Raw genomic sequence first — 26,228 nt, 5'->3', positions numbered from 1 at the left:
AGTGCACCGAGAACTCCACCCAGGCCAAGGGTGACGAGCCGCTCTCGCACATCCTGGAGAACATCCCGGTCCTCTCGGGCAACGCGTCCGCCGGCAGCTGACCTCCGCCGCCCCCCGCGTGAGGTGACGAGGGCCCCGGCAGCGTCCAGCTGCCGGGGCCCTCGTGCGCGTCCGTCCGGTCAGGAGGTCCAGAAGTCCCACCACCGCGTGAGGATCAGCATGCCGATCACGCCGGTGTGCAGGGCGGGCGGGGCCCAGCCGAACTCGGTGAAGAACTCCCGCAGCGGGCCGGGAGCGGGCAGCAGGCCGGCGGCGACGGTGTGCGCGGTGACCGCCCAGAACATGAGCAGGGTCGCCACCCAGGCCAGGCAGCACCACAGGCAGAGCGCGTTGACCTCGTAGAGCGACTGGACCATCAGCCAGGTGCAGAACCCGACGCCGAAGAGCATGCCGGCGTTCAGTCCCAGCCAGAACCAGCCGCGGTAGCGGGCGCCCGCCAGCAGGCCGGCGCCGACGCACACCACGACGGCGTACGTGACCAGGCCCAGCATCGGGTTGGGGAAGCCGAAGGCGGCCGCCTGATCGCTCTTCATCACGCTGCCGCACGAGACGACGGGGTTGAGGCTGCAGGCGGGCTTGAAGTCCGGGTCCTCCAGCAGGAGGAACTTGTCGAGGGTGATCACCCAGGAGGCCAGCACCCCGGCGGCCCCCGTGAGGACCAGCAGCCAGGCCAGCCCCCGTGACCCCGCTTCCGGTCCGCCCTCGGGTCGCGTGCGGGGCTGCCCCTGCTGGCGGGGGACGCCCACTGTATTCGTTGCCATGCGGTCCATAGTCCCGCGCTCTCTACCAGAGCGGCGCTAATCATGCGCATTCGTACGGAAGTTGACCTGAAGGTGTGGCGGGAACCCCTGATGCTTCCCGGACGTTTTACCGAACCCCGGACGTGATGTCAGAGCCAGGGGCTACGTTGAGCTTCCGCGAAGTCACAAGCTGCGACGGCCTGGAGACCCACCTTGAGCGATCCGTACGAGACAACCGAGGCCCACCTCGATCGACTCCTGGGCCGCGCCCTCAACTCCTTCGACCTGCCCGACAGGCTGGTCGGGCGTCTCAGGACGGCGCTCGCCCACAGCTCTTCGCTCTACACCACCCACCACAGCCCGGCAACCGGGCTCTGGCGGGAGAGCCACCGGCACACCTACCTGCTGGCCGACGGCGGGTCGGCCTCACTGTGGGAGCTGGTGTACCGGCAGGAGGGTGACCGGACGGTCCGGCACGAGGTGTTCGCGAGCAAGGCGGAGAGCTGCCTGGCCGTGTCCCGGCTGTTCGGGGAGACCCCCGCCGAGGAGGCGCTGGACCCGGCGCTGCTGTCCGGCGACGAGGAGCCGGACGACGACATCGCGGTGTTCAGCGCGCTGTTCGCGGCTTCGCCGCCGGCGCGGCGCCCCCGGGACTACGCACCGGAGGAGTCGGCCGACCACGCCCGGCGGGTGCTGCGCCGCGCGGAGAACGCGGACCGGCCCGGCGAGGAGGTCGCGGCCCGGCTGCGTTCGGCGTTCGCGCACCAGATCACCCAGGCGTTCGGCGCCCGCCAGTGCCTCCTCGACGGGCGGGACGCCGGCTTCAGCCTGTACGAGCACGCCTTCGTGCTGCTCGACGGGACCGAGGTCAGCCTGTGGGAGGTCGAGCACACGGCGACGCCGGACGGCCGGCACATGTGCGAGGTGTACGAGACCGAGGCGGTCGCCCGCGGAGCCATGGAACTGCGCGCCCGGGTCCGCTGACGCCGGGCCGCCCGGCAGCCGGGCACGGCTGCCGGGCACGGCTGCCGGGCACGGCTGCCGGGGGTTCAGCGCGCCGCGCGCCCGTCGCACCGCTCGGACAGGACGAGGTCCAGCGGGAGCACGTCGGTGACGCGGGGCGCGGCGGGGTCGAGGTCCGAGGGGGTCGGCATGGCGCTGCCCGGAAGCTGTACCGCGGCGGCTCCGTGCGCCAGGGCCGAGGCGAGGGCGGCCGGGCCGCTGCCGCCCGCGATCAGGAACCCGGCCAGGGCGGCGTCGCCGGCTCCGACGTTGCTGCGGACCGCGGCGGCCGGGGCCGTGCCGTAGTACGTGCCCTCGGCGCAGGCCAGCAGCTGGCCGTCGGCACCGAGGGAGGCGAGGACCGCGCCCGCGCCCAGCGAGCGGAGCTCCTCGGCCGCCTTGACGACGTCGCCGAGGGTGGACAGGGGCCGCCCGACGGCTTCGGCGAGCTCCTGCGCGTTCGGCTTGACGACGTCCTGGCGGGCGGGCAGGGCGGCGCGCAGGGCCGGTCCCGAGGTGTCGAGGGCGACCCGGGCGCCGGCCTCATGGGCGCGGGCGACCAGGTCGGCGTACCAGCCCGTGTCGAGGCCGCGCGGGAGGCTGCCGCAGCAGGCGATCCAGGCGGCGCCGCCGGAGCCGGTGCGGACGGTCTCCAGGAGGAGCGCGGACTCCCCCGGGGAGAGTTCCGGGCCCGGCGTGTTGATCTTGGTGAGGGTGCCGTCGGGTTCGGCGACCGCGATGTTCGAGCGGGTCTCGCCGGCGATCGAGACGGCCGTGACGTCCACGCCCTGCGCCACGAGGAGTTCGGCCAGCAGGGTGCCCGGGGCTCCTCCGAGCGGGAGGACCGCCGTCGTACGGACGCCCGCGGCGGCCACCGCGCGGGAGACGTTGACGCCCTTGCCTCCGGGGTCGACCCGGTCACCGGTGGCGCGGAGCACCTCGCCGCGGCCCAGCGAGGGGACCTCGTAGGTCCGGTCGAGGGAGGGGTTGGGGGTGACGGTGAGGATCATACGAGCACAACTTCCGTACCGGCGGCCTCGATCGCCGCCTGCTGGGCGGGGGCGAGCCCCGTGTCCGTGATGAGGAGGTCGACGTCCGCGAAGGAGCCGAAGCGGGCGAAGTGCTCCTGGCCGGCCTTCACCGAGTCGGCGAGGAGGACGACGCGGCGCGCGGCGCCGATCGCGGCACGCTTGACGGCCGCCTCGGCGAGGTCGGGGGTGGTCAGGCCGCCGTCCGCGGAGAAGCCGTTCGTGGCGAGGAACAGGACGTCGGCGCGGATCTCGGCGTACGCGCGCAGCGCCCACGCGTCGACGGCGGCGCGGGTGCGGTGCCGGACGCGGCCGCCGACGAGGTGGAGGTCGATGCCGGTGTGGTCGGCGAGCCGGGCGGCGACGGGCAGCGCGTGGGTGACGACGGTGAGGGCGACGTCCGCCGGGATGCCGGCGGCGAGGCGCGCGACGGTGCTGCCGGCGTCCAGGACGACGCTGCCGCCGTCGGGGAGCTCGGCGAGGGCGGCGGCCGCGATGCGGTCCTTCTCCTCGGCGGCGGTGGCCTCCCGCTCGGTGAGGTCGGGCTCCAGGTCGAGGTCGGCGCGGCCGGCCGGGATGGCGCCCCCGTGCACCCGGCGCAGCAGTCCGGACCGGTCCAGGGCCGTCAGGTCGCGGCGCACGGTCTCGGCGGTCACCTGGAACCGGTCGGCGAGGGAGAGCACGTCGACCCGTCCGGCCTCGCGGGCGAGGCGGAGGATCTCCTGATGGCGCTCCGGTGCGTACATGTGGCTTTAGGTCCGTTCCATGCCCGAATGTGTGGCTTCCCCTCCACCGTACGACCGCATTCGGCGTAAGGCAAAAAGAAACGGACATGCCCACCCCGGGGGGCGGGCATGTCCGTACGCGGGCGGAGCGGGTCTCAGGCGGCCGGGACCTTCTCCGGCTCCGGCGCCCGGTGCTCGCCGCCGCCTTCGCGCTCCTCCACCGGGACCGCCTTGCGGGGCAGCATGAACATCACCGCGAAGATCACGACCAGGACGGCCACGACCCACCACAGCGCACCCCGGAACGCCTCGACGTAGGGCGGGCCGAAGGCCAGGTCGTCGTCGATCAGCCCGAAGAAGACCACGGAGGTCAGGCCGAGGCCCAGCGCGTTGCCCATCTGGCCGGTGGTGTTGATCAGCCCGGAGGCCGAGCCGGCGTGCTCGCGCGGCACCTCGGAGAGCACGGTGTCGGTCAGCGGGGCCACGATGAGACCCATGCCGATGCCCATGACGACGAGCGGGGCGGCCATCTGCCAGGAGGCGATGCCCAGGCCGTAGTGCTGCGACTCCCAGATGTAGAGGAGCAGGCCCGCGGCCATGGTCAGCGCACCGGCCTGGAGCACCTTGCGGCCGAAGCGCGGGACGAGCTTCTGCACGGAGATGCCCGCGGCGGCCGAGACGGCGATGGAGAACGGGATGCCGGTGGTGCCGGCGCGCAGGGCGCTCCAGCCGAGGCCCATCTGCATGTACAGCGTCCAGACCAGGAAGAAGATGCCGGTCGCGATGCCGAAGGTCAGCTGGACGGCGATGCCGCCCGCGAAGCTCTTGACCTTGAAGAGGGAGAGCTCGACGAGCGGCGAACCGTCCTTTTTGATCTTGTACTTCTCGTAGGCGATGAAGCCCGCGAAGACGAACGGCGCAAGGCCCATGCAGACGAAGCCCCACACCGGCCAGTCGTTCTCCCGGCCCTGGGTGAGCGGGAAGATCAGCATGACCAGCGCGAGGGTGGCGAGGACGACGCCGACGAGGTCCAGGCGCAGGGCCTGGGGGGCCTTGGACTCGGTGATGAACTTGCGTCCGAGGATCACGCCGGCGATGCCGACGGGCAGGTTGATCAGGAAGATCGGGCGCCATTCGAGGCCGAAGAGGTTCCACTGGGTGAGCAGCGCGCCGAGCATCGGGCCCGAGACGGCTCCGAGGCCCACGATCGCGCCGAACAGGCCGAAGACCTTGCCCCGCTCGTGGGGCGGGAAGGTGACGTGGATGATCGCCAGGACCTGCGGGACCATCAGGGCCGCCATCGCGCCCTGGAGCAGGCGGGAGGAGACCAGCATGGCGGGGTTGGCGGCGATGCCGCAGAGCAGCGAGGCGGCGGTGAAGCCGGCGATGCCGACGAGGAAGAGGCGCCGGCGGCCGTAGATGTCACCGAGACGGCCGCCGGTGATCAGGCCCGCGGCGAAGGCGAGGGCGTATCCGGCGGTGATCCACTGGATCGCGCTCGTGGAGGCGCCGAGGTCCTGGCGCATGCTGGGTATGGCGATGTTGACGATCGTGACGTCGACCAGGTCCATGAAGGCCGCGGTCATCACGATGGCGAGCGCCAGCCAGCGGCGGCGGTCGGCGGCGGACGAGCCGCCGTCCGGCGCGGGGGCGTCGAGCGGGGCGGCGCCCGGGTCCGGGCCCGGGTCCTGTGCTGGTAGCGCGGCTGCGGTCCGCTCTTCTCGTACGGGCCCGTTCTTTCTTTCGGGCGATGTCTTGGACGTCTCGGTGCTCATGGAGAGAAACCTAGACGGGATGTAGGTCAGGCAGTGTCCTATTTCGCTGGCAGCCTTGGGCCCATGACCGACACCCCGGCACGGCTCCTGTCCCTGCTGTCCCTGCTCCAGACTCCGCGCGAATGGCCCGGCAGCGAGCTGGCGGGCCGGCTCGGGGTGAGCGCCCGGACGATCCGCCGCGACATCGAGCGGCTGCGGGACCTCGGGTACCCGGTGGAGGCCACGCTCGGCGCGGAGGGCGGCTACCGGTTGGTGGCGGGGGCGGCGATGCCGCCGCTGCTGCTGGACGACGAGGAGGCGGTGGCGATCGCGGTGGGGCTGCGGGCGGGGGCCGGGCACGCGATCGAGGGGGTCGAGGAGGCTTCGGTACGGGCCCTGGCGAAGCTGGAGCAGGTGCTGCCCTCGCGGCTGCGGCGGCGGGTGGGCGCGCTGCAGTCGGCCACGATCGCGCTGACGCGGGGGGACGGGGCGAGCGTGGACCCGCGGACGCTGACGACGATGGCGTCGGCGGTGGCGGGGCCGGAGCGGCTGCGGTTCGCGTACCGGGCGGGTGACGGGGTGCGGACGCGGCGGGTGGTGGAGCCGTACCGGCTGGTGAGCACGGGGAGCCGGTGGTACCTGATCGCCTACGACCTGGAGCGGGAGGACTGGCGGACCTTCCGGGTGGACCGGGTGGCGGAGCCGTTCGCCACCGGGGCCCGGTTCGTACCGCGGGAGCTTCCGATGAACGCGCAGGAGTTCGTGCGGCGGGGGCTGCGGGGCGGGGAGACGTACGCGGTGGAGGTGACGTTCGCGGCGGGGCCGGAGGCGCTGCCGGACTGGCTCCGGGAGGCGGCGGTTCCGGGCACGGGGGGTACGGACGGGGCCGCGGGGGCGGGGGCTCCGGGGGCCGGGGCCGCGGGGGCGGGTACACGGGTCCGGTTCGAGAGCGGGGACGCGCCGGAGTGGCTGGCGGCCCGGCTGGCCCTGACGGGGGTGCCGTTCACGGTGCACGCGCCGGAGGCCCTGGCGGCGGGCGCTCGGGCGCTGGGCGCCCGGCTGGCGGGGGCGGCCTGAGGGCTGGGACGGCCCTCAGGGGGGAGCCCCGGCACCTGGGGGGGGTTAGGTGCCGGGGCTCGTCTGGGGGGGGCCGCCCGGTCAGGCCACGGCGTCGAAGCCGGTGTCGCGTGCCATCCGCTTCAGCTCCAGGAGCGCGTGCTTCTCGATCTGGCGGATCCGCTCGCGGGTCAGGCCGTGCTGCTTGCCCACTTCCGTCAGCGTACGCTCCCGGCCGTCGTCGATGCCGTAACGCATCTTGATGATCGACGCGGTGCGCTGGTCGAGCTTGCCGAGCAGGTCCTCCAGCTCCTCGCTGCGCAGCAGCGAGAGCACGGACTGCTCGGGCGAGATCGCCGAGGTGTCCTCCAGGAGGTCGCCGAACTGCGTGTCGCCGTCGTCGTCGACCGCCATGTTCAGGCTGACCGGGTCGCGCGCCCAGTCCAGGACGTCGCCGACCCGCTTCTCCGTGGTGTCCAGCTCGGCGGCGATCTCCGCGTGCTCCGGGTCGCGGCCGTTCTCACGGTTGAACTCGCGCTGGACGCGGCGGATCCGGCCGAGCTCTTCGACCAGGTGGACGGGGAGGCGGATGGTGCGGGACTGGTCGGCGATGGAGCGGGTGATGGCCTGCCGGATCCACCACGTGGCGTAGGTGGAGAACTTGAAGCCCTTGGCGTAGTCGAACTTCTCGACGGCGCGGACCAGGCCCGCGTTGCCCTCCTGGATGAGGTCGAGGAGGGGCAGGCCGCTGCGCGGGTAGCGCCGGGCGACGGCCACCACGAGGCGCAGGTTGGAGCGGATGAAGACTTCCTTGGCGCGCTCGCCTTCGGCGGCCAGCGCCTCCAGCTCTTCGCGCGAGGGCGAGCGGCTCCCGCGTTCCATGACGCCGTCGAGGATCTGCCGGGCGTACACGCCCGCCTCGATGATCTGGGAGAGCTCCACTTCCTTGGCCGCGTCGAGCAGGGGGGTGCGCGCGATCTCGTCCAGGTACATGCCGACCAGGTCGCGGTCTGCGATCTCCCCGCCCACGGCGCGGGCGCTGCTCGTGGACTGACGACGGGCGACGGCGCGGGTTGCCATGCGTGCTCCCTTGCGATGAGTGTCGGTCGCGGTGCGACTGCTGGACGTGCCGTCGGTGCCGGCGGTGCGTCCCCGGACACTCTCCCGAGTGCCCGCTTCCGAAGAAAACAACGACTGGAAACGGGACAGAATTCCCACGTTGCGTCCTCTTTTCCGAGATCTTGCAGTATCCTGCCCCGTCACGAGACGGGACCGGACGTCCGCAGGATCCGAAGAGGTGCAGGTCAGGCCCGGAACGCGGGCCGATCTGGAAGGACCCGCGACTCCGGACGGCCAGAACGTCCGCGAGACCGCCGTCACACGCGATACGGCCGCGTTCACTCCGGAACGCCGCCATAACAGCGCCGCCCACGGCTGCACTCCCGCCCTGGAGGACGGAGCGGGTCGGGTTCTGGTTGCCTGGACAGGCGATCGAACGGCGGATTACGTGACAAGTGGCGCCTTTCGTCCCGCACCAGGTGATGAACGTCCGGAGCGGACTGGTACGGCAGGGAACTCCCCGAGAGATCGCCGAGGGGTTCGTCGAGGCGGTCTGCGGCGCCGCGGCCACCGTCCCCGCCGGGGCCGGCCCAGGGGTTCACCATCGGGCCGGAGGTCACCGGCGGGCCGGGCGCCGGCGGCTAGCCGAACTGCAGGGAGCGCTTCGAGAGGCCCATCCAGAAGCCGTCCACCGCGTCGCGGCGGCGGGCGAGGTCGCCAGTGGCCTCCGCGGCGCCGAGGGTGACGAACAGGGGGGCGAAGTGTTCCGTGCGCGGGTGGGCCAGGCGGCCCGACGGGGACCTGGCCTCGAAGTCGAGCAGGGCGTCCAGGTCTCCGGCCGCCAGCGCCTCGTGGCCCCACGCGTCGAACTCCGCCGACCAGGCGGGGACGCCGGGGCCGGTGTGCCGCAGCGCGGCCAGGTTGTGCGTGAAGAAGCCGCTGCCGACGATGAGGACGCCTTCGTCGCGCAGGGGGGCCAGTTTGCGGCCGATGTCCATCAGACGGCGCGGGTCCAGGGTCGGCAGGGAGACCTGGAGCACCGGTATGTCGGCCTCGGGGAACATCTCGACGAGCGGGACGTACGCCCCGTGGTCCAGGCCCCGGTCGGGGATGTCCTGGACCGGGGTGCCGGGGGCGCGCAGCAGTGCGCGTACGGAGGCGGCCAGCTCCGGGGCGCCGGGGGCCTCGTAGCGGACCCGGTAGTAGTGCTCGGGGAAACCCCAGAAGTCGTGGACGAGCGGAACCCGCTCGGTGGCGCCGAGGGCGAGCGGGGCCTCCTCCCAGTGGGCGGAGACCATCAGGACCGCCGCGGGGCGGGGCAGGGACGCGGACCAGGCGGCGAGCTCGGACGGCCAGAGGGGGTCGTCCGCCAGGGGCGGGGCGCCGTGGCTCAGGTAGAGGGCCGGCATGCGCGGATCGGTCGCGGTCACAAGGATCTCCTCCGTCGTCCGGGGCCGCCGGAAACAGAACGACCCCGCTTGGTTCAAATTTGAACCAAGCGGGGTCCCCCGTCATTCCCGGACCGGTGGGCCCGTCAGTGGGCGATCACCGGGATCTTGAACTCGGCGTCCTCGGCGGAGCCGGAACCGGAGGCCACCGGGCCGCCCGTGCCGGGCCGGCCGGTGGTGATCAGGGTGAAGGCGATGGCCGAGCTGGCGACCAGGATGCCGACCGCCCACCAGATGGCGGAGGAGTAGCCCTCGACCATGGCCTGGGCCTGGATCAGCCGCGCGGCCGGACCGCCCGCCGCGGCCTCGGCCGCGTGGTCGGCCAGGTAGGCCGTGGTCGCCGAGGCGGCGATGGTGTTCAGCAGCGCGGTGCCGATGGCGCCGCCGACCTGCTGCGAGGTGTTGACCATGGCGGAGGCGACGCCGGCGTCGGCCGGGTTCACCCCGTGCGTGGCCAGGGACATGGCCGGCATGAACGCCGTGCCCATGCCGAGTCCGAGCAGCAGCTGCGCGGGCAGGATGAGCGCCGGGTAGGAGGACCCGACCTCCAGCTGGGTCAGCAGCAGCATGCCGGTGGCGGCGACCAGGAAGCCGGGGCCCATCAGCAGGCGCGGCGGGACGCGGGTCATCAGGCGGGCGCCGATCTGGGTGGAGCCCGTGATCATGCCCGCGATCATCGGCAGGAAGGCGAAGCCGGTCTTGACGGGCGAGAAGCCCTTCACGACCTGGAGGTAGTACGTGAGGAAGAGGAACAGGCCGAACATCGAGATGACGGCCAGGCCGAGGGAGAGGTAGACACCGCCGCGGTTGCGCTCCAGCAGGACGCGCAGCGGCAGCAGCGGGGACCGGACCTTGGACTCGGTGAAGACGAAGGACGCCAGCAGCACGGCCGAGCCGATGAACAGGCCCATGGTCAGCGGATCCGACCAGCCCTCGGACTCGGCGCGGGTGAAGCCGTACACCAGGGCGACGAGGCCGAGCGTGGACAGGACCACGCCGGGGATGTCGAGGGGCGCGCGGTTGCGGGAGCCGGCGGGCTCGCGGATGACGAGCCAGGCGCCCACGGCGGCGACGATCGCGAACGGGATGTTCACGAAGAAGGTCCAGCGCCAGTTCAGGTACTCGGTGAGGACGCCGCCGAGGATCAGGCCGACGGCGCCGCCGCCGCCCGCGATGGCACCGTAGATGCCGAAGGCCTTGGCGCGCTCCTTGGCGTCGGTGAACATGACCGCCAGCAGGGAGAGCGCGGCCGGGGCGAGCAGTGCGCCGAAGGCGCCCTGGAGCGCGCGGGCGCCCAGCATCATGGCCTCGCCGTTGGCGGCGCCGCCGAGCGCGGAGGCCAGGGCGAAGCCGATGAGGCCGACGACGAAGGCGTTCTTACGGCCCCACTTGTCGGCGATGCGGCCGCCGAAGAGGAGGAGTCCGCCGAAGGCCAGCGCGTACGCGGTGATGACCCACTGGCGGTTGCCGTCCGAGATGCCGAGGTCGGTCTGGGCGGAGGGCAGGGCGATGTTCACGATGGTCGCGTCGAGGACGACCATCAGCTGGGCCAGGGCTATGAAGACGAGTGCCTTCCAGCGGCTGGGATCGGCAGCCGGCGCGGGCGCCGCGGCTGTTTTTGACATGGGGGTACCCACTTCACTGTGCGGAATGACTGAAAAAGGCTAGTTCGAGAGCATGAGGGGCGTCACGCGGTTTTCCGTCGCAGGTCCTCCAGCGTGGCCGCCGAACCCGGCAGCACGGAGCGGGCCGGAGCGCGCAACCCGTCGAGGAACAGCTGGATGTGACGGTGGACGAAGCGGTCGACGTCGTGGCAGGCGGTGCCGGGGAGGGGGCGGCTGAGCTGGGAGAGGGCCATCGTCAGATCGCCGACGCCGATGTCCGTGCGGAGCAGTCCGGCGGCCTGGCCGGTGGCCAGCATGGTCTCGACGACCGCCTCCAAGGCGTCGCGCGCCGCGAGGAGTTCGGGGTGGTCGTGGTCGAAGTCGCCGGCGAGCATCGGACACAGGGCGCCGATCCGCTCGTCGGCGGCGGCGTGCGTGAAGCGGCAGAGCGCGGCGAAGGCGTCGGGCTCCTCGGCCAGGGAGGCCTCGGCGCGGGCGGTGACGCGGTCCATCACGAACAGCACGACGTGGTGGACCAGGTCGGCCCGGTCGGGGAAGTGCCGGTAGAGGGTGGCGTTGCCGATGCCGGCCCGGCGGGCGACCTCGTCGAAGGGGGCGCCGGGGCCGAACTCGACGAAGACCTCGCGGGCCGCGGTCAGGATGCGCTCCCGGTTGCGGACGGCGTCGGCACGGGGGCGCGGGACGGCGTCGGCGCGGGGCGTCCGGAGCGGGGCGGGGGCGGCGGGCCCGGCGGGCCCGGCGGGGGCGGCGGGGGCGGTCGTGCGGGCGGCGCCGGGTGCGGGGGCGGGGGCCTCGCCGGTGCATCCGGAGGCCTCTGATCCGGGGCCGGCTCCGGTCGCGCAACCGGCCGCGACCCCCGGGGCACCGGCCGTCGGGGACGCCAGGGTCATCAGCGCCAGGGAGGCCGCCGCCGGGGAGGCCGGGGGCACCACCGTCGGAGAGGCCGGGGTCGCCGTCGCCGTGGTGGGGCGCGGGGCCGGGGCGGTGGGGGTACGCGGGGCCGGGGCGGTGGTGGTGCGCTTCATTCCGGGGCCTCCCTGGCACGGTCACTCGTACGCCCGCCAAACGGGGAGCGCGTCCCCACTTCGCGGGACTCACATGCAAACGGGGATCAGGTCCCCGGTTATTTCACTCCCTCGCGTGACCTGGGTCACACGTCATTCCACGTTCGGCCTCTCCCGACGCGCGGGCGCGCCGCAGCCGTCGGAGGGTGGGCGGACAGAGCGCAGTCCGGACCCGGCCGGCTGCCGCGGACCCGAAGGCGATCTCCATGCCGCAGACCCGCCACCGGATACGCAGACCACACCGCACCGGCGCGTTCATCGGCCTCACCGCGCTGGCCCTCGGCGTCACGGCGACCGCGAGCGCGGGGATGTCCAGTCGGAGCCACTCGGCAGCCGGGCCCGTGGCCACCAGCGTCGAGTCCGCGCTCGCGCCGTGCCGGATCGCCGGCACGATGGGCGTGCAGATGTCCGAGGGCCTGCCGACCCCGCCCGGGTACTCCCGCTCCACCGGCGAGGTCCGCGCACTGAACCTGATGGTCGACTTTCCCGACGCCAAGGGCGAGGGCACGGCGCTGGACCGGCTGGCGGAGTTCTTCCCCCAGACCTCGAACTGGTTCCGCACCAGCTCGTACGGGAGGCTCAGCTACCAGGCCGAGGCCCCCATAAAGACCTGGCTGCGGATGCCGATGCCGTTCGCCGCGTACGGGATCGAGCGGGGCTCGCCGTACGAGCCGGGCTACCGGCAGCTCGTCGAGCACATCGCGAAGGCCGCCGACTCCGAGGTGGACTTCAGCCGGTACGACCTGGTCAACGTCCTGGTCACGCCGAACGCCGGGCCGTCCGCCCTGGACACCGTCCTGTCGGTGACCTTCTCGGGCAACGGCGAGGCGCCGGCCGCCGACGGGGTCCCGCTCGCCAACACGTCCTTCGTGTACAGCCGCCAGGACGACGGCTCCGGCACCTACAGGGAGACCGGGTACCGGGTCCTTCCGCACGAGAACGGGCACGTCTTCGGCCTGCCCGACCTGTACACCTCCGACGGCGGCGGCGCCGTCGGCCACTGGGACATCATGAGCGAGGACTGGGGCGCCAACAACGACCTGCTGGGCTGGCACAAGTGGAAGCTGGGCTGGCTGGACAGCACGCAGATCAGCTGCGCGGCGAAGTCGGGCGTCAGCGACCACACCCTGTCCCCGCTGGCGCTGGAGGGCGGCACGAAGCTGGCGTTCGTCCCGCTGTCCGAGAGCGCCGGGTACGCGGTGGAGGTGCGCACGCGGGCAGGGAACGACGAGGCCGTGTGCAAGCCGGGCGTGCTCATCTACAAGGTGGACTCCGACGTGGACACCGGACGCGGCCCGGTGACGGTGTCGGACAGCACCGCCGCGAGCGGCGGCTGCACCCGGCGGCCCAACGTGCACGCGGAGCTGTCGGACGCGCCGTTCCGGACGGGCGAGACGTTCACGGACGACAAGGCCGGCATCAGCGTCTCGGTGGTGGGCGAGCTGCGCAACGGGAGCTACCTGGTCCGGATCATCCGCCCCTGAGGCGGTCGGGTGAGGGGGAGGTCAGGGGAAGGTCAGGGGAAGGTCAGGGGTGGCCCAGGCGGAAGCCGACGCCGCGGACCGTGATGATCCAGCTGCTCGAACCGAGCTTGCCGCGCAGGCTGCTGACGTGCGTGTCGATGGTGCGTCCCGGGTTGGACCACGAGTCGTCCCACACCTGTGCCATCAGCTGTCGGCGGGAGATCACGGCCCCCGGCTCCGAGGCGAGCAGGTGGAGCAGGTCGAACTCCTTGCGGGTCACCTCGACGGGACGGCCGTCCAGCCGGACCTCGCGGGTGCCCGCGTCGATGAGCAGCGGGCCGCGGCTGATGACGCGGGCGACGGACCGCTGCGGCCGTACCCGCCGCATGACCGCGTCCATCCGCGCCAGGAGCTCACGGAACCCGTACGGCTTGACCAGGTAGTCGTCCGCACCGGCCTGCAGGCCCAGCACGCAGTCGAGTTCGGTGCCGCGGGCGGTGACGGCGATGACCGGGGTGTCGCTGACCGCGCGGATGGCGCGGCAGACCTCCAGTCCGTCGAGGTCCGGGAGGTCCAGGTCCAGCAGGATCAGGTCGGCGCCCTGGTGCACCTGCATGGCCTTGGCCCCGGTGGCCACGCTCTCGGCCACGTAGCCGTGCCGGCGCAGCCCCTGGACCAGGGAGTCGGCGGCGCGCGGCTCGTTCTCGACGACGAGGACCTGCAGCGCCTGCCCGGTGCTGGTGGCTCCCGCGGGGTCCGCGCCCGGCGGGCGGTGCTGCTCGGGGAGGAGCGGGGAGCGCTCGGGGCGGGGTCGTCCGGTGCGAGGTTCGAGTAGATCCGTGGTCTGCCGGTACATCTGATCCTCCTGAGGCACTGTCACGTTGCCGGGTACGGGTGAGACGCCACCTCGGACGGGCTGATGATCGAACGTTCCATCGGGCTTCCTGACCTTCCTTCCCCACGCACCTGAACCCCCGCTCCCGCAGGGGGAGCAGCTGCCGACAAGGACCATACCAAACAGACTTGTCTGATTGTCACGCCCGCAGACATCACCTGTGTCACCTTCAACCTCCTCGGAGAGATGACACATCTGGCGGCAACGGCCCGTTAACAAAGAGGAGTTGCGTAGTCAGAGGGGTAGGGCGGGCTGGCGGCAGGGTGGGTGACGCCGCTGGATCGTGGCATCGATCGAGACAGGGAAGTCTGTATGTTTCTTCGCCGGAAAGCGGCCCGCTCACGCGTTCAGCCGGGAGGCCCCCGCTCCTCCCGGACCCGACGGCCTGCTCGGCCGTGCACTCAGCCGTGCACTCAGCCGCCCGCGCCGTCGGGCAGCGGCTCGGGGAGCGGGGTGGTGCGGAGCCGGCCGAGGATGCCGGGGGTGGCGAGGCCGGGCAGCAGGAACTTCCAGAGCGCGGAGACACGTTCGGGCAGGTCACGGCGGTCGCTGTAGACCTGGGACATGAGCTGCAGCCCGGTGAAGGCGCCGACGATGAGGGAAGTGGCCTCCTGCAGGTCGGTGCCGGGCAGCACCTCGCCCTGCGCCGACGCCTCCTCCAGCAGTCCGAGGATGGCCGTGCTGGACATGTCGTACGGGGTCTGGGCCGGGCGGGAGAAGGAGGTCTGCTCCACCGCCAGCCGCACGCTCGCCCGCAGGACGGGGTCGATGCGCAGGCGGCGCGCGAACTCCATCGTGAGGTCGATGGCCGCCTGGAGCTTGACCGGGTTGTCGGGCACCTCCAGCGCTTCGCTCTGCAGGGCCACCAGGGCGGCCGCGATCGCCTCCTTGGAGGGGAAGTGGTGGTACAGGGCCCCCCTGGTCAAGCCGGTGCGCGCCAGGATCTCGGTGGTACTGGCGGCGTCGTAGCCCCGCTCGTCGAAGACCTGTGCGGCGGCCTCCAGGATCGATCGCCTCGACCGCACTCCCCGCTCCTGCTGTGCCATAACCGCCCTCTCGAAGTCTGTCACGTTGGCCTCTGAAAATAACGGACCTGTCTGTATCTTATGCCCCGGCGGGAGATCCCGTCGGCGGATGCGGTCTTTCCACGCACCGTCTCCCGCCCCTGACCTCACGAGAAACAGGAGCCTCCCATGCCGTCCTTCACCCCGACGTACTCCTCCGGGCACGACAGCGTGCTGACGGCAGACCGCCCCGCCCGCCCCTCCGGGACGGCCACCCTCCCCCGCCTGACCACCACGGTCCCGCGGGAGTTCGTCCACCGCTCGGCCGTGTCCGAGGTGCTGCTGACGGGCTGGGAGTCGGACCCGGGCCCGTGGGGCGACCGCCCCGGACGGCCCGACGCGTACGTGGTCACCGCGCAGTGGCCCCGGGGGCACGCCCTCTTCGCCCCCGCCGGGGGCTACCAGGACCCGATGCTCCTCATAGAGTCGGTCCGGCAGGTCGGCTCACTGCTCGCGCACGCCGAGTACGGGGTCCCCTTCGGCCACCAGTTCCTGATGTGGGACATGTCCTTCACGACCACGCCCGAGGCGCTCGCGGTGAGCCCCACGGCCACCGAGGTGGAACTGCGCACCGTCTGCGGCGACGTGGTCCGCCGGGGCGGCAAGCTCGTGAGCATGCGGTACGAGGTCACCGTCTGGCGGGACGGCGCCCCGCTCGCCACGGCCCGCGCGGGCTTCAACTGCATCGCCCCGGCCGTCCACCGGCGGCTGCGCGCCGGCCGCCCCACCACGACCACCCAGGCCCCGCCGCCCGCGATCGCCCCCGCCGAGGTCGGCCGGATCGATCCGCGCGACGTCGTGCTCGCCGCCACGGGCGGTACGGACGGGGCGCACAGCGCGGGCGCGGCGGACCGTACGACCGGGGCGGACCGTACGGCCGCGGCGGCGCACCGCTGGGAGCTGCGCGTCGACACCGGGCACCCGATCCTCTTCGACCACCCCGTCGACCACGCCCCCGGCATGGTGCTCCTGGAAGCCGCCCGGCAGGCCGCCCGGGCCGTCACCGGACTGCCCGACGCCCTTCCCATCAGCCTCGACAGCACCTTCGCCCGCTACGCCGAACTCGACTCCCCCTGCTGGATCGAGGCCGTCGCCGGCCGGCCCGACGCGGCGGGCGACGTCCCGGTCCGGGTCCGCGGCACGCAGGCGGCCGAGACGGTCTTCACGGCCGACGTCGTCCTGCGACCGGCCGGCGGCTGATCCCGTTGCGCCGTCCGGAGACCTCCACGTGACCACGATCATGATCACGGGCGCGGCCGGCTTCGTCGGCCGCCACGTCACCCGCGAGGCCGAGCGGCACGGGGCCGGCCTGAGGCTGATGTCCCACCGCAGCGCGCTGCTCGTCCCCGCGGCCGCCCCGCGCCCCGGCGGGCACGCCGCGGCCCCGGCCGTCGTCCGGGGCGACCTCGCCGACCCCGCGTCGCTGCGCGGCGCGTGCGACGGGGTGGACGTACTGGTGCACTGCGCCGCGCAGATCGGCGGGAGCGCCGAGCGGTGCGAGGCCGTCAACGCCCGCGGTACCGCCGCCCTCGTCGAGGAGGCCCGCCGCGCCGGGGTGTCCCGCATCGTCCACCTCAGCACCGCCTCCGTGTACGGCCGCGGCACCTTCCGGGGGCAGCGCCCCGAGGAGCTCGTCCGCCGGCCCGGTTCGCCCACCTCGGCCAGCCGGGCCGCCGCCGAGGACGCCGTGCTGGCCGCGGGCGGCACCGTACTGCGTCCCCACCTCGTGTACGGCGAGGGGGACTCCTGGGTCGTGCCCGGGCTGGCCCGGCTGCTGCGCGCCCTGCCGGGCACCGTCGAGGGCTGGTCCGCCCGTACGTCCGTGATCGCCGTGCCCGACCTGGCCCGCGCCCTGGTGGCCGCCGCCCTCGCGCCCGCCGGGAGCCTGACCGCCTCCGTCTACCACGCCGCCCACCCCCGGCCCGTCGTCTGGAACGGGCTGCTGCGGGCGGTGGCGCAGTGCGCCGCGCTGCCGTGGCCCCGGCGCGACCTCACCGCCCGGCAGGCCCGCGCGGTGCTGGCGGAGCACGGCCGCCCGGGCCGGGAGCTGGACATGCTCACCACCGACCACTGGTTCGACGCCGCCCCGCTCTGGTCCGACCTCGGCCGCGACCCCGGCCCCGGGTTCCCGTACCACCGCGCCGACTTCGCGCGGTGGTACGGGGAGGGGCCGCGGGAGGCCGCCTGAAACGGCCCGCCCGCCGCTCCCCGGGGCCCCCGCCGGACGGCCTACGGGGAGACCGAGTCCGACGGCTCCCGCGCCCCGGCCGGGGCGCCGGGCGGGCGCCGGCCGGCCCCGCGCAGGTGCAGGACCAGGACGAGCAGGGCGGCCAGAACGGTGGCGGCGCCGCCGGCCAGCAGCCCCGAGCGGGCCCCGAGCCGTTCGCTGAGCCAGCCGATCAGGAGGGCGCCGAAGGGGGTCGTGCCCTGGAACACCAGGGTGTAGAGGGCCATCACCCGCCCCCGGTAGGCCGGGTCGGAGCCGAGCTGGATCCGGTGGTTGGCCGCCTGGGCGAAGGAGATCGAGCCGAACCCGGTGAGGAAGAGCAGAACGGCCGCGACGGCGAACGTCGGCGCCAGGCCGGCCAGCACCTCCAGCACGCCGAACCCCAGGGCCGACCAGATGACCAGGGTCAGCGGCGGCCTGCCGCGCCGCCCCGTCGAGGCGAACGCGGCGAGCAGCGAGCCGGCCGCCATCGCCGTGGTGAGCAGCCCGAACGAGGTGGCGTCGGCGTGGAAGACCGTCTTGGCGAACAGCGGCAGGGTGAGCTGGAAGTTGAAGCCGAGCATGCCCACGACCGCCACCAGCAGCATGGGCAGCAGCAGGTCGGGCCGCGAGGCCATGTACCGGACCCCGTCCACGGCCCGCGCCCGCTCCGGCCGGCTCCGCGCGCCCCGGTGCAGTTCGGCCGGCCGGATCAGCCGCAGCCCGGCCACCGTCGCGAGGTAGCTCACGGCGTTGACCGCCATCACCGTCCCGGTGCCCAGCCAGCCGATCAGCAGCCCGGCCAGCGCCGGGCCCACCACCCGCGCCGCGTTGAAGTACGCCGCGCTCAGCGCGGAGGCGTTGGGCAGCAGGTCGGGGCCGACCAGCTCGGTCACGAAGGACATCCGCGTCGGCACCTCGACCGCGTTGACGACGCCCAGGCCGAGCGCGAACAGGAACACGTGCCACAGCCGCACCGACCCCGTCAGGACCAGCGCGGCGAGCAGCAGCGCGAGGATCCCCGAGGCGGCGTTGGCGCCGATCAGCAGCCTGCGCTTGTCGTACCGGTCGGCGAGGACGCCCGCGTGCAGCGTGAGCAGCAGCAGCGGGGCGAACTGCAGGGCCGTCACCACGCCCAGGGCGGTCCCGGAGTCGCCCGTCAGGGACAGCACCAGCCAGTCCTGGGCGACGACCATCATCCAGGTGCCGGTGACGGAGGCCAGCTGGCCTCCGGCGAACAGCCTGAAGTTGCGGACCGTCAGGGACTGGAAACCGTGGGCGAGAGCGCTTTTCATCGGGTCCTTGTCAGTCGGTGCCGCGGAAGATGTGGTGGTCGGGGGCCTCGCGTTGCTCGCCGGCGAGCAGCGCGGGCCGTACGGGCCGTGCGTGCCGGACCGGGCGTACGGTCCGGGCCGCCCGGGCGGCGGTGTGCTCGGCGGCGGCCGACTCGGCCCGGTCGAGGAGGTCGTGGCTCATGGCTCTCTCCTGGGGTGCGAGGGGGACGGCGGGTTTCTCCGGCTCGGGTGTCCGGAGCGCGGGTGTCTGGAGCGCGGGCTTTTCAAGCATGGGTGCGGGACCGGTGGAGGGCCTGGTGACGGCCCTCGGATCCGCCGGCGGCGGACCGGCCCGAACGGGCCGCCGGCACCGGCCGGGCCCCGGCGGGCGCGGCGTCCAGGGCCAGCAGGTTCTCCTCCAGGAAGCCGAGCGCCCGCAGGTGGTACGTACGGGCGGCCCAGCCGAGGCTGATGTTGTGCCCGGCGTCGGGCAGCTCCTCGACGCGCACCGTACGGGCGGCCGCGAGCGGGGCGATGAGCGCGGTGACCGCGGCCTCGTCGAAGCGCCACCACTGCTCCTGCTCGGCGAAGGTGAACCGGACCGGCACCCGGATCCGCGCCGCCAGGGCGGGGTACAGCTCCGGCCACAACGGCCCCTCCCGCGCCTCGGTGGCCGGTACCGGGGACACCAGGGCGCGGCCCATCCGGAAGGCGTCCGGCGGGTAGAGCCGCAGCGCGCCCCAGTGGCGGCGCCAGTCCCCGTGGCCGTCCTGGCCGGGCAGCTGGTGCGGGGCGACCGCCAGCGTGTTGCCGAGCCCGGAGATGTCCAGGCCCAGCAGCCGGTCGGCGCGTTCGTCGGCGGCGGCGGCCAGCGCGAGCTTTCCGCCGTTCGAGTGAGCCACGAGGAAGAAGCCCGCCCCGACGGACCGGGTGGCGGCGAAGTCGGCGAGCGCGGCGAGCAGGGTGCCCGCCTGGTCCGGCAGGCACTGCCCCTCGGGCAGGTGCGGGGCCGAGACCCCGTATCCGGGGCGGTCCACGGCCAGCACGGCGTAGCCGAGCTCGGCCCCCAGCGTGAGCAGGGACAGGCCCGGGCGGGCCCGGCTGTCGAAGTAGCCGGCGCTCATCCCGCCGCCGTGCACGGCCACCACGACGGCGCGCGGCGGCTGGGATCGGGGCTCGGCGAGCAGGGCCGAGACCGGGATACCCCCTGCGTCGAGCGTGACGGCACGAACCTCCGGAGCGCCTGGGCGCGTCGGCTCTGACATGTGATCAGTACTCCTGGCGGGACAGAGGGGCCCCCGCGGCTCGGCCGGCCGGAGCCCGGCGCGGCCGTTCGGCCGACGGGGTGGCGGGGGCCGCCGCCGGGGCGGGCCCTGCCGCCGGACCGGCGGGCCGTACGGACCGGGCCGGACGCACCGGGCGCGCGGGCCGCAGCGACCAGGCGAGCCGGCGCCCCAGCAGCGTGCGGAGGGGCAGGTGGGTGGACGGGTGCGTGGGGGGCACGGGGCTCAGAACTCCGCCCCGGCCATCGACGCCAGCCGCTGCCCCCGGGACCACACGACCCGGAAGGCGAGCCGGTCGAAGCGCCACCCGGCCGGCGTGCGCACGGCGCGGGCGTCGTAGTAGCCGCCGACGTCGAACGGCGCCGCCGGGTGCGCCCCGTCGCGGTGCACGTGCGCGGCGAGCTGGTGCACCCGTACCGTCGCCCGGTCCCCGTCGAGGGTGATCCCGGTGGTGGCGCTGATGTGGTGCGTACGCTCCCACCAGCCCCGGGCCTCGCGCAGGAACCCGGCGAAGCCGGCCACGCCCCGGCGGGTCCCGATGGGGAAGTCCAGCCGGACGTCCTCGGTGAACACGGTGCGGAACCAGTCGTCGTCGTGGTCCCGCTCGCAGACGGTGTCCAGGGCGATGACGTAGCGCTCGAACAGCTCCCGGAGCTCCAGCCGGTCGGTGACGGCCAGCAGCCGGACGCTCAGCCGGTCGACCTCGGCGGCCAGGTCCCGGGCGGGGGCACCGGCCGGGTGCCGGGCGGGCTCCCCGGCCGGGGAGCGGCGCGGCCCCCCGGCCGGGGAGCGGGTCGGCGCCCGGGTCATGTCGCCGCTCCGGCGCCGTGGGCCGGGCCGCCCGCGCGCCAGCCCGGCGCGGTGCGGTGGCCGGCGCGGCGCTCGCGGCGCCGCCAGCGCACGGGGGCCCGGCCGGCACCGCCCGTCCCGCCCGGGCCCCGGTCGCCCTCGGCCGCGGACAGTTCGGCGGCGCGGGCGAGCAGGACCACGGTCAGCGCGGCCAGTTCGTCGGGGTCGGCCGACCCCTTCTCGATCCGTATGAACGCGTCGGCGGAGTTCACTTGACCTCGAATATCTTCCAGTGGCCGCGCTTGATGAAGATCGTGCCCTCCTTGGCGTCGACGAAGAAGTCGACCACCGCGTAGCGGCCCGGCTGGAACGAGAGCTCCAGCAGTGAGCTCTGGCCCGAGTTCATCGGCAGGCCGCCGGTGCCCTGCTCCAGGTCGAGCGCGCCGGAGTGGTCCGGGAACTGGCCGTTGTCGCTGAACTCCGCGATGTACGCCTTCAGGTCCTCCTCCGTGACGTCGTCCGCCAGGCGGAAGAAGATCGCCTCGATGTTCTGGTCCTTCGGCATGGCGTTGCGGAACAGGACCGGGCGGCCGGCCCTGACCGTGCCGTCGAGGTCCCAGCGCGGCTCGCCGCCGACCATGCGGCCGGTGAGGACCGCGGACGGGACGGGGGCCGGGCCGGTGCTCCGGCGGCCGGAGACGTCGATGACGCCGTGGCGCGGGTTCGCGTCGCGGATGCTCTGGTAGTCGAAGTACCAGTACGTGCCCGGCTCCAGGGTCTTGGTGAAGGAGGCCGGCAGGTTCGGGTGGATCACCGTGCCGCCGATGAGCTCGGCGCGCTCGCGCAGCTCGGCGCTGCCCTGGATGATGTCCGGGCCCGTGTGGTTGATGATCTTCAGCAGGGAGGAGCGGAACTCCTCGAACGTCACGCCCGGCTTCGGCCGGACCAGCGAGACCCAGCCGGACCCGGGGTCGGTGGTCGTGACCCGGAAGGTGGTCACGCCCGGGCGGGCGGTGGCGGGCACCGAAAGGCCGGTCGCGGAGGACGTGATCTCCAGTACCTGGGCCGCGGCCGGCGCGGCCTCGTCGGCGGGCTGGACCGCGGCCGGCGGTGCGGGCTGGGCCGCGGCCGGCGTGAGGCCGGTGGTGGCGGTCAGGGCGATCAGCACGCCGGCGGCGGCGGCGCCCCAGAGCGGGCGGGGGGTCTTCGTGCGCATGGGTTCTCCAGACGGGTCGACCGGGTGGAAGCGAGCGGAAGGGAACGGAGGACTACGGGGCGGCCGCGCGGGCCGGGGCCGGGCTGAGAGGGGCCGGGCGAGCCCGGACCGGACGGCCCCGGGCCGGGTGACGGGCCCCGGACCGGACGGCCCCGGGTCGGCCCCGGACCGGGTGACGGGCCCCGGACCAGACGGCCCCGAGCCGGGCCCGGGACCGGGTGACGGGCCCCGAGCCGGGCCCGGGACCGGGTGCCGGGCCCCGGAATGGGTGCCGGGCCCGGCCGGGCAACGGCACCGGGTCGGGGCAACGGCACCCGGCCGGGTCAGCGGGCGGCTGCCCCGAGGGCGGCGAAGGCGCGACGGAAGGTGTCCTCGGGCAGCGCCCCGGTCACCGCGGTCCCGTCCGGGAAGCGGAACACCGGCACCGAGCGGATGCCCAGGTCCCGGACGCGGGCCAGCTCGGCGTCGAGCGCGCCCGCCTGCGGGAGGTCGGTCCGTACGCCGGTCTCGGCCGCCAGGGCGTCGAGCACGGCGCGGTCGCCGATGTTCAGGCCGTCCGTCAGGTAGGCCCGGAACAGGCGCTCGGCCATGGCCTCGCCCCGTCCCTGCGCGGCGGCCGCGGCCAGCAGCCGGTGCGCCTCGAAGGTGTTGACGTGCACGGCCCGCGCGAAGTCCAGCACCAGGCCGTCCCGCGCCCCCACCTCGGCCATCGAGGCGGTGGCCTCCCGGGCCCGCTCCGCGGTGCCGAAGAAGCCGAGGTGGACCTCCGACAGCGGCCGGCCCTGCGCCGGGGCGTCGGGCGAGACCTGGAACGGGAGGAACGCCACGTCCACCCGGCCGCCCGCCTCTCGGTGGCGGCGCGCGGCCCGCGCGAAGCGGGTGTAGCCGATGTACGAGTGGACGCAGGTCAGGTCGAGCGCGATCTCGACCCGCACCGGCGGCCCGGCCGCGGGCTCGGTGCTCGGCTCGGTGCTCTGCCCGGTGCTGGGCTCGGTGCTCCGCCGGGCGGTCCGCTCGGTGTGCTGGTCGGGGTTCTGCCGGATGACGTGCTCGGCGGCGCTCATGGCGGGCCGTCCTTTCAGCTGGTGGCGTGCTCGGTGGTGGCGGGTTCGACGGCCCGCACGGTCAGCCGGGTGAAGCGCCAGCCCTCGGCCGTGCGCAGCGCCTGGCCCTCGTAGTGGCCGATGACGTCGAGTTCGGCGTCCGCGCCGCCCGTGCCCGGGGCGTGGGTGACGATCTGGTGCACCCGTACGACGGCCCGGTCCTGGTCCAGCAGGTCGATGGCGTACTCGGCGTTGACCTCCCGGACCGCGCCCCAGTAGCGGCGCGCCTCCTCGTGGAAGGTGTCCAGGCCCTCGGCGCCGCGCTCGGTGCCGTCGGGGTAGCCGATCCGGACGTCCGCGGTGAAGACGTCGCGGTGGCGATCGGCGGCCGACCGGGTCTCCTCGCCGGTGCGTCCGGTCCGGACGGCCGACTCCAGTGCGAGCAGGTGCCGGTCGACCAGCTCCTGCACCTCGTACCGTTCGGCGGCCTTGCGGGCCCGGCGGTCCGAGGCCGTGTCCGCGGCCGGGTCCGCCTCCGGTCCGGCCGCCGCGGCCGGCGCCCCGGCCGCGTCCCGCTCCCGCCCGGCGACGCGGCGGCCGCCCAGGTAGTAGGCCACCGCGACGAGCAGCGCCGCGCCCGCGACGACCGCGAACGTCGGCTGGATGCCGAGGGAGGAGACGAGCGGCTGGGTCAGGATCGGGGCCAGGAACTGCCCGAGGAACAGCGCGGTGGTCAGCAGACCGGCGTACCGGGCGCGCACCTGGGCGGGCGCCTCGGCGAGCACCCAGTTGTTGAGGTTGGGCATCAGGAAGCCGAGGCCGGTGCCCATGATCAGCAGCGCCACGACCAGCACCGCCACGTTGGGCGCGACCGCGAGCACCAGGTAGCCGAGACCGATGGCGAGGAAGGACAGCGCGGCCAGCGAGTACTCCCCCGCGAGCCGGCGGAAGAACGCGAACCGCATCGCGACCATGCCGGTGGTGAAGGTCTGTACGGCCATCACCGCGCCGGACACCACGGCGGCGGCTTCGAAGTGGTCCTCGACCAGGAACGGGACCTGGACGGGGACGGAGTAGAAGGCGACCTGGCCCAGCATCATCGCGGCCAGCGCGGCCAGGATGCCGGCCGGCACCTTCGGCCTGGCCGGGGCCGCGGCCCCCTTCGCCTCCGGGGCGGCGGGGGGTGCGGTGCGTCCCTTGGGCAGGAAGGCGAGCGCCGGGATCACCAGCAGGGCGCCCAACAGGTAGATGAGGAAGACGACGCGCCAGTCCAGTCCCGCCAGCGCGCCGCCGCCGAGCAGCAGCACCACGCCGCCGAACGAGCCCGCGGCGGCCTGCCGGCCCAGCAGGCGCTGCCGGTCGGTGCCCTCGTACAGGTCCGCGATCATGGCCATGCTGCTGGTCATGATCAGCGAGACGCCGATGCCGAGGACCGCGCGCCCGACCAGCATGCTGGTCAGGTCGGGCAGGTACGCGCCGGAGCTGCCGCCGATGCCGAAGGCGAGCATGCCGGCGACGAGCGCGCGCTTGCGGCCGAGCCGCTCGACGACGAAGCCGGCGACGGGCGAGAACAGCACGATGGCCAGCGCGTGCGTGGTGGTGATCATGCGCGCCAGCAGATCGGCGTTGGGGGTGTCCGCGAACGCCTCGCGGATGCCCGGGATCGCGGGCGCCACGGTGGCGCCCGCCATGATGGTCAGGGTGCCGGCCAGCACCAGCGTGGCCGCTTGGCCGCGCCCGGTGGACCGGGTCGTGGGTGAAGTCATGGTTCCCGTCCTCGGGGGTGGTGAGGTGGTCCGGGTCCGGCGCTCTAGCCGGCCTGTCGGGCCGGGCGGTCGGAGTCCGCGGCGCGGCGGCCGGAGGCGGAGAAGAGCAGCGTCGTGACGTCGCGGGCCGCGGGGTCGTCGAGGTTGGCCACGAAGGCGGCCAGGTCCTCGGCGCTGACCAGGCCGTTCTCGACGAGGCCGGCGCCCTGGAGCTTCATCCGCAGCCGCATCAGCTCGTTGTCGACGGCGTGCTGGCCCGGGCCCAGCGGGGTGACCCGCAGGTCGACGGAGGACAGCCCGGCCCGCGCCAGGGTGGCCGGCAGCCGGCGGCCCCAGTGCATGTCGGCGCCGGCGGCCTCCCAGCCCTTGAGGTACGCGCCGACCAGCGAGCGCCCCACGTCGGTCGCGCAGTGCTCGCTCGGCAGGAAGTAGAAGTCCTCGACCACGAGGTGGCCGCCGGGGGCGAGCCACTCGACGGCCCGGCGGAGCACGTCCTCGGGGCGGGCCAGGTGCTCGAAGAACGCCCGCGCGAAGATCAGGTCGAACGAGCCGGGCTCGAAGTCGGCCTCGGTGACGTCGAGTTGCCGTACGGTCAGGCCGGGCGACCGGCTGGCGTCGAGCTTGCTGATGTCGGTGTCGACGGCGAGCACCGAGCCCCGGTCGGCGCGCTCGGCGAACCAGTACGCCATCGAGCCGGCGCCCGCGCCGAGTTCGAGGATCCGCCAGTCGCGGGCGATGCCGAGGTCCTCGACGATCGCGCGGCTCTGGGGGTCGTAGATCGTCTCCCACAGCGCGTCCAGGGCGGCTTCGACCGACCGGGCGTCGGTTTCCTGCGTGCTGGCGGTCATCGGGTCGCCTCTTCCGTCGTCGGGGTCCGGGGGGCCGCGTCCACCTGGGCGGCGACCGTGCACAGCACGTACTCGGGCGGGGCCACCTCGAGGCGCGCGAGCTCCTCCTGGCCCTCGGAGATCCGCGGGTCGGCCATCCAGGCCTGGTAGGCCAGTTCGCTGACCCACATGGGGTAGTTGACGAAGGTGGTGCCGTCCCGGTCGATGTAGGGGGTGGCCGAGATGAAGCCGGGGAAGTCCCGCTTCCACTCGCCGCTCCCGGCGAGCAGGTCCAGCACCCGGCGGGCCGCCGGGTGGCCGTCCAGGTGCCGGGTGGCGACCACCACGACGCCCGGCCGCTCCGCCGCCTCCGCCTCCGGGCCGCGGACCCCGGGGGCGGGGGTGCCGGAGAAGACCGTGGCCGCGAGGACGCCTGGCCGGGAGCCCAGCGCGTGCAGCACTCCGCCGGCCGGGTTCTCCTGGAACGAGGTGCGGTACGCCGCCTCGCTCGTCCACTCGCCGCGGTTGACGACGGTGAGGCGGTCCGCGCTCAGGTGGACCCGGGAGGAGATGAAGCCCGGGGTGTGCCGCACCCAGCCCTCCACCTCGCCGGTCAGGGTCTCGGTCAGCGCGACGGCGGTCTCCGGCGCGTCCACGCGCAGCACGCCGAAGGTGACGAACCCGGCCTCCGGCCGGGAGGGGTTCGGGGGATCGGATGACATGGGACGACTCCGTTGGTGGATCAGTGGGGTGCGGAGTGGGGGGGGGGGCGGGGGGGGGCCGCCCGCCCGGGGGCACCGCCGCCCCCCCCCCGACAGAATAAAAAAAAAACACACCCACA

24 protein-coding genes and 2 pseudogenes are annotated in these 26,228 nt (G+C 74.0%); 6 read left to right on the top strand and 20 right to left on the bottom strand.

Annotated elements, in window-relative coordinates; all coding sequences use genetic code 11:
* Positions 1-101, top strand: a pseudogene (locus ACFWW8_RS35375) (RdlA protein); the annotation flags it as partial.
* Between the two features lie 78 nt (positions 102-179).
* On the opposite strand, the gene ACFWW8_RS35370 reads toward ACFWW8_RS35375, so the two are convergent.
* A complete protein-coding gene (locus ACFWW8_RS35370; RefSeq protein ID WP_386536149.1) occupies positions 180-821 on the bottom strand; it encodes a vitamin K epoxide reductase family protein in 642 nt (213 codons plus the stop codon).
* A gap of 192 nt (positions 822-1,013) precedes the next feature.
* Here ACFWW8_RS35370 and ACFWW8_RS35365 point away from each other — a divergent pair, with 192 nt between their 5' ends.
* A complete protein-coding gene (locus ACFWW8_RS35365) occupies positions 1,014-1,784 on the top strand; it encodes a DUF6227 family protein (RefSeq protein ID WP_386536147.1) in 771 nt (256 codons plus the stop codon).
* A gap of 65 nt (positions 1,785-1,849) precedes the next feature.
* Here ACFWW8_RS35365 and pfkB read toward each other — a convergent pair whose 3' ends face one another.
* The 3 genes from pfkB to ACFWW8_RS35350 all read right to left on the bottom strand — a co-directional run bounded on the left by pfkB (position 1,850) and on the right by ACFWW8_RS35350 (position 5,330).
* Complete coding sequence (pfkB, locus tag ACFWW8_RS35360; protein WP_386536144.1) at positions 1,850-2,812, bottom strand: 1-phosphofructokinase; 963 nt, start codon at positions 2,810-2,812, stop codon at positions 1,850-1,852.
* Complete coding sequence (locus ACFWW8_RS35355) at positions 2,809-3,576, bottom strand: DeoR/GlpR family DNA-binding transcription regulator (RefSeq protein WP_386536141.1); 768 nt, start codon at positions 3,574-3,576, stop codon at positions 2,809-2,811. The genes pfkB and ACFWW8_RS35355 overlap by 4 nt, the downstream gene beginning before the upstream one ends.
* Positions 3,577-3,710: 134 nt before the next feature.
* The gene (locus tag ACFWW8_RS35350; RefSeq protein WP_386536139.1) at positions 3,711-5,330 is read right to left on the bottom strand and encodes an MFS transporter; all 1,620 of its coding nucleotides are present in this window, start codon (positions 5,328-5,330) and stop codon (positions 3,711-3,713) included.
* 63 nt (positions 5,331-5,393) lie between these two features.
* Between ACFWW8_RS35350 and ACFWW8_RS35345 the strand changes: the two genes are divergently transcribed.
* On the top strand, positions 5,394-6,386 hold the full coding sequence (locus tag ACFWW8_RS35345) for a helix-turn-helix transcriptional regulator (protein ID WP_386536136.1): 993 nt from the start codon (positions 5,394-5,396) through the stop codon (positions 6,384-6,386).
* 81 nt (positions 6,387-6,467) lie between these two features.
* Here ACFWW8_RS35345 and ACFWW8_RS35340 read toward each other — a convergent pair whose 3' ends face one another.
* The 4 genes and pseudogenes from ACFWW8_RS35340 to ACFWW8_RS35325 form a co-directional block, all read right to left on the bottom strand.
* Positions 6,468-7,445, bottom strand: a complete 978-nt coding sequence (locus ACFWW8_RS35340; protein WP_386536133.1) for an RNA polymerase sigma factor RpoD/SigA — start codon at positions 7,443-7,445, stop codon at positions 6,468-6,470.
* 620 nt (positions 7,446-8,065) lie between these two features.
* Positions 8,066-8,833: a dioxygenase gene (locus tag ACFWW8_RS35335; RefSeq protein WP_386536152.1), complete on the bottom strand. Its 768-nt coding sequence runs from the start codon at positions 8,831-8,833 to the stop codon at positions 8,066-8,068.
* A 125-nt stretch (positions 8,834-8,958) separates the two neighbouring features.
* A complete protein-coding gene (locus ACFWW8_RS35330; RefSeq protein ID WP_386536130.1) occupies positions 8,959-10,497 on the bottom strand; it encodes an MFS transporter in 1,539 nt (512 codons plus the stop codon).
* 62 nt (positions 10,498-10,559) lie between these two features.
* A pseudogene (locus ACFWW8_RS35325) lies at positions 10,560-11,228 on the bottom strand (TetR/AcrR family transcriptional regulator); the annotation flags it as partial.
* A gap of 539 nt (positions 11,229-11,767) precedes the next feature.
* Here ACFWW8_RS35325 and ACFWW8_RS35320 point away from each other — a divergent pair.
* On the top strand, positions 11,768-13,045 hold the full coding sequence (locus ACFWW8_RS35320) for a M6 family metalloprotease domain-containing protein (RefSeq protein WP_386536127.1): 1,278 nt from the start codon (positions 11,768-11,770) through the stop codon (positions 13,043-13,045).
* A gap of 43 nt (positions 13,046-13,088) precedes the next feature.
* Here ACFWW8_RS35320 and ACFWW8_RS35315 read toward each other — a convergent pair whose 3' ends face one another.
* Together ACFWW8_RS35315 and ACFWW8_RS35310 are read right to left on the bottom strand one after the other, a co-directional pair.
* Positions 13,089-13,880, bottom strand: coding sequence for a response regulator transcription factor (locus ACFWW8_RS35315; protein ID WP_386536125.1), 792 nt, complete (start codon positions 13,878-13,880; stop codon positions 13,089-13,091).
* Between the two features lie 452 nt (positions 13,881-14,332).
* On the bottom strand, positions 14,333-14,965 hold the full coding sequence (locus tag ACFWW8_RS35310) for a ScbR family autoregulator-binding transcription factor (RefSeq protein WP_386536123.1): 633 nt from the start codon (positions 14,963-14,965) through the stop codon (positions 14,333-14,335).
* Positions 14,966-15,112: 147 nt separating this feature from the next.
* On the opposite strand from ACFWW8_RS35310, the gene ACFWW8_RS35305 reads away from it, so the two are divergent.
* Positions 15,113-16,183: a ScbA/BarX family gamma-butyrolactone biosynthesis protein gene (locus tag ACFWW8_RS35305; RefSeq protein WP_386536120.1), complete on the top strand. Its 1,071-nt coding sequence runs from the start codon at positions 15,113-15,115 to the stop codon at positions 16,181-16,183.
* 28 nt (positions 16,184-16,211) lie between these two features.
* Positions 16,212-17,171, top strand: a complete 960-nt coding sequence (locus ACFWW8_RS35300) for an NAD-dependent epimerase/dehydratase family protein (RefSeq protein WP_386536117.1) — start codon at positions 16,212-16,214, stop codon at positions 17,169-17,171.
* Between the two features lie 41 nt (positions 17,172-17,212).
* On the opposite strand, the gene ACFWW8_RS35295 is transcribed toward ACFWW8_RS35300, so the two are convergent.
* From ACFWW8_RS35295 to ACFWW8_RS35250, 10 genes are all read right to left on the bottom strand, one after another.
* The gene (locus ACFWW8_RS35295) at positions 17,213-18,484 is read right to left on the bottom strand and encodes an MFS transporter (protein WP_386536115.1); all 1,272 of its coding nucleotides are present in this window, start codon (positions 18,482-18,484) and stop codon (positions 17,213-17,215) included.
* Between the two features lie 10 nt (positions 18,485-18,494).
* Entirely contained in the window at positions 18,495-18,665 is a 171-nt protein-coding gene (locus ACFWW8_RS35290; RefSeq protein WP_386536112.1) for a hypothetical protein, read from the bottom strand.
* Between the two features lie 82 nt (positions 18,666-18,747).
* Entirely contained in the window at positions 18,748-19,728 is a 981-nt protein-coding gene (locus ACFWW8_RS35285; protein ID WP_386536110.1) for an alpha/beta hydrolase family protein, read from the bottom strand.
* A gap of 243 nt (positions 19,729-19,971) precedes the next feature.
* Positions 19,972-20,556 carry a nuclear transport factor 2 family protein gene (locus tag ACFWW8_RS35280; RefSeq protein WP_386536107.1) on the bottom strand — a complete coding sequence of 195 codons (585 nt, stop codon included), beginning with the start codon at positions 20,554-20,556 and terminating at the stop codon, positions 19,972-19,974.
* The gene (locus ACFWW8_RS35275; RefSeq protein WP_386536104.1) at positions 20,553-20,807 is read right to left on the bottom strand and encodes an acyl-CoA carboxylase subunit epsilon; all 255 of its coding nucleotides are present in this window, start codon (positions 20,805-20,807) and stop codon (positions 20,553-20,555) included. Before ACFWW8_RS35275 ends, ACFWW8_RS35280 begins: the two co-directional genes overlap by 4 nt.
* Positions 20,804-21,751, bottom strand: a complete 948-nt coding sequence (locus tag ACFWW8_RS35270; protein WP_386536101.1) for a hypothetical protein — start codon at positions 21,749-21,751, stop codon at positions 20,804-20,806. Before ACFWW8_RS35270 ends, ACFWW8_RS35275 begins: the two co-directional genes overlap by 4 nt.
* 323 nt (positions 21,752-22,074) lie before the next feature.
* Positions 22,075-22,815: a DsbA family protein gene (locus tag ACFWW8_RS35265; RefSeq protein ID WP_386536099.1), complete on the bottom strand. Its 741-nt coding sequence runs from the start codon at positions 22,813-22,815 to the stop codon at positions 22,075-22,077.
* A 14-nt stretch (positions 22,816-22,829) separates the two neighbouring features.
* Complete coding sequence (locus ACFWW8_RS35260; RefSeq protein ID WP_386536096.1) at positions 22,830-24,560, bottom strand: MFS transporter; 1,731 nt, start codon at positions 24,558-24,560, stop codon at positions 22,830-22,832.
* 44 nt (positions 24,561-24,604) lie between these two features.
* Entirely contained in the window at positions 24,605-25,408 is an 804-nt protein-coding gene (locus ACFWW8_RS35255) for a class I SAM-dependent methyltransferase (protein WP_386536094.1), read from the bottom strand.
* Positions 25,405-26,109, bottom strand: a complete 705-nt coding sequence (locus ACFWW8_RS35250; RefSeq protein ID WP_386536091.1) for a putative quinol monooxygenase — start codon at positions 26,107-26,109, stop codon at positions 25,405-25,407. Before ACFWW8_RS35250 ends, ACFWW8_RS35255 begins: the two co-directional genes overlap by 4 nt.
* Positions 26,110-26,228: the final 119 nt, after the last annotated feature.

The organism is Streptomyces sp. NPDC058701 (genome assembly GCF_042715295.1).
GTDB lineage: Bacteria > Actinomycetota > Actinomycetes > Streptomycetales > Streptomycetaceae > Streptomyces.
This window is presented reverse-complemented; position numbering and strand designations above follow the sequence as displayed.

Bases quoted from the DNA above. Each gene is read 5' to 3' on its own strand.
- ACFWW8_RS35370 (WP_386536149.1), bottom strand. From the start codon at position 821: ATGGCAACGAATACAGTGGGCGTCCCCCGCCAGCAGGGGCAGCCCCGC.
- pfkB (WP_386536144.1), bottom strand. From the start codon at position 2,812: ATGATCCTCACCGTCACCCCCAACCCCTCCCTCGACCGGACCTACGAG.
- ACFWW8_RS35355 (WP_386536141.1), bottom strand. From the start codon at position 3,576: ATGTACGCACCGGAGCGCCATCAGGAGATCCTCCGCCTCGCCCGCGAG.
- ACFWW8_RS35350 (WP_386536139.1), bottom strand. From the start codon at position 5,330: ATGAGCACCGAGACGTCCAAGACATCGCCCGAAAGAAAGAACGGGCCC.
- ACFWW8_RS35345 (WP_386536136.1), top strand. From the start codon at position 5,394: ATGACCGACACCCCGGCACGGCTCCTGTCCCTGCTGTCCCTGCTCCAG.
- ACFWW8_RS35340 (WP_386536133.1), bottom strand. From the start codon at position 7,445: ATGGCAACCCGCGCCGTCGCCCGTCGTCAGTCCACGAGCAGCGCCCGC.
- ACFWW8_RS35335 (WP_386536152.1), bottom strand. From the start codon at position 8,833: ATGCCGGCCCTCTACCTGAGCCACGGCGCCCCGCCCCTGGCGGACGAC.
- ACFWW8_RS35330 (WP_386536130.1), bottom strand. From the start codon at position 10,497: ATGTCAAAAACAGCCGCGGCGCCCGCGCCGGCTGCCGATCCCAGCCGC.
- ACFWW8_RS35320 (WP_386536127.1), top strand. From the start codon at position 11,768: ATGCCGCAGACCCGCCACCGGATACGCAGACCACACCGCACCGGCGCG.
- ACFWW8_RS35315 (WP_386536125.1), bottom strand. From the start codon at position 13,880: ATGTACCGGCAGACCACGGATCTACTCGAACCTCGCACCGGACGACCC.
- ACFWW8_RS35310 (WP_386536123.1), bottom strand. From the start codon at position 14,965: ATGGCACAGCAGGAGCGGGGAGTGCGGTCGAGGCGATCGATCCTGGAG.
- ACFWW8_RS35305 (WP_386536120.1), top strand. From the start codon at position 15,113: ATGCCGTCCTTCACCCCGACGTACTCCTCCGGGCACGACAGCGTGCTG.
- ACFWW8_RS35295 (WP_386536115.1), bottom strand. From the start codon at position 18,484: ATGAAAAGCGCTCTCGCCCACGGTTTCCAGTCCCTGACGGTCCGCAAC.
- ACFWW8_RS35290 (WP_386536112.1), bottom strand. From the start codon at position 18,665: ATGAGCCACGACCTCCTCGACCGGGCCGAGTCGGCCGCCGCCGAGCAC.
- ACFWW8_RS35285 (WP_386536110.1), bottom strand. From the start codon at position 19,728: ATGTCAGAGCCGACGCGCCCAGGCGCTCCGGAGGTTCGTGCCGTCACG.
- ACFWW8_RS35280 (WP_386536107.1), bottom strand. From the start codon at position 20,556: ATGACCCGGGCGCCGACCCGCTCCCCGGCCGGGGGGCCGCGCCGCTCC.
- ACFWW8_RS35270 (WP_386536101.1), bottom strand. From the start codon at position 21,751: ATGCGCACGAAGACCCCCCGCCCGCTCTGGGGCGCCGCCGCCGCCGGC.
- ACFWW8_RS35265 (WP_386536099.1), bottom strand. From the start codon at position 22,815: ATGAGCGCCGCCGAGCACGTCATCCGGCAGAACCCCGACCAGCACACC.
- ACFWW8_RS35260 (WP_386536096.1), bottom strand. From the start codon at position 24,560: ATGACTTCACCCACGACCCGGTCCACCGGGCGCGGCCAAGCGGCCACG.
- ACFWW8_RS35255 (WP_386536094.1), bottom strand. From the start codon at position 25,408: ATGACCGCCAGCACGCAGGAAACCGACGCCCGGTCGGTCGAAGCCGCC.
- ACFWW8_RS35250 (WP_386536091.1), bottom strand. From the start codon at position 26,109: ATGTCATCCGATCCCCCGAACCCCTCCCGGCCGGAGGCCGGGTTCGTC.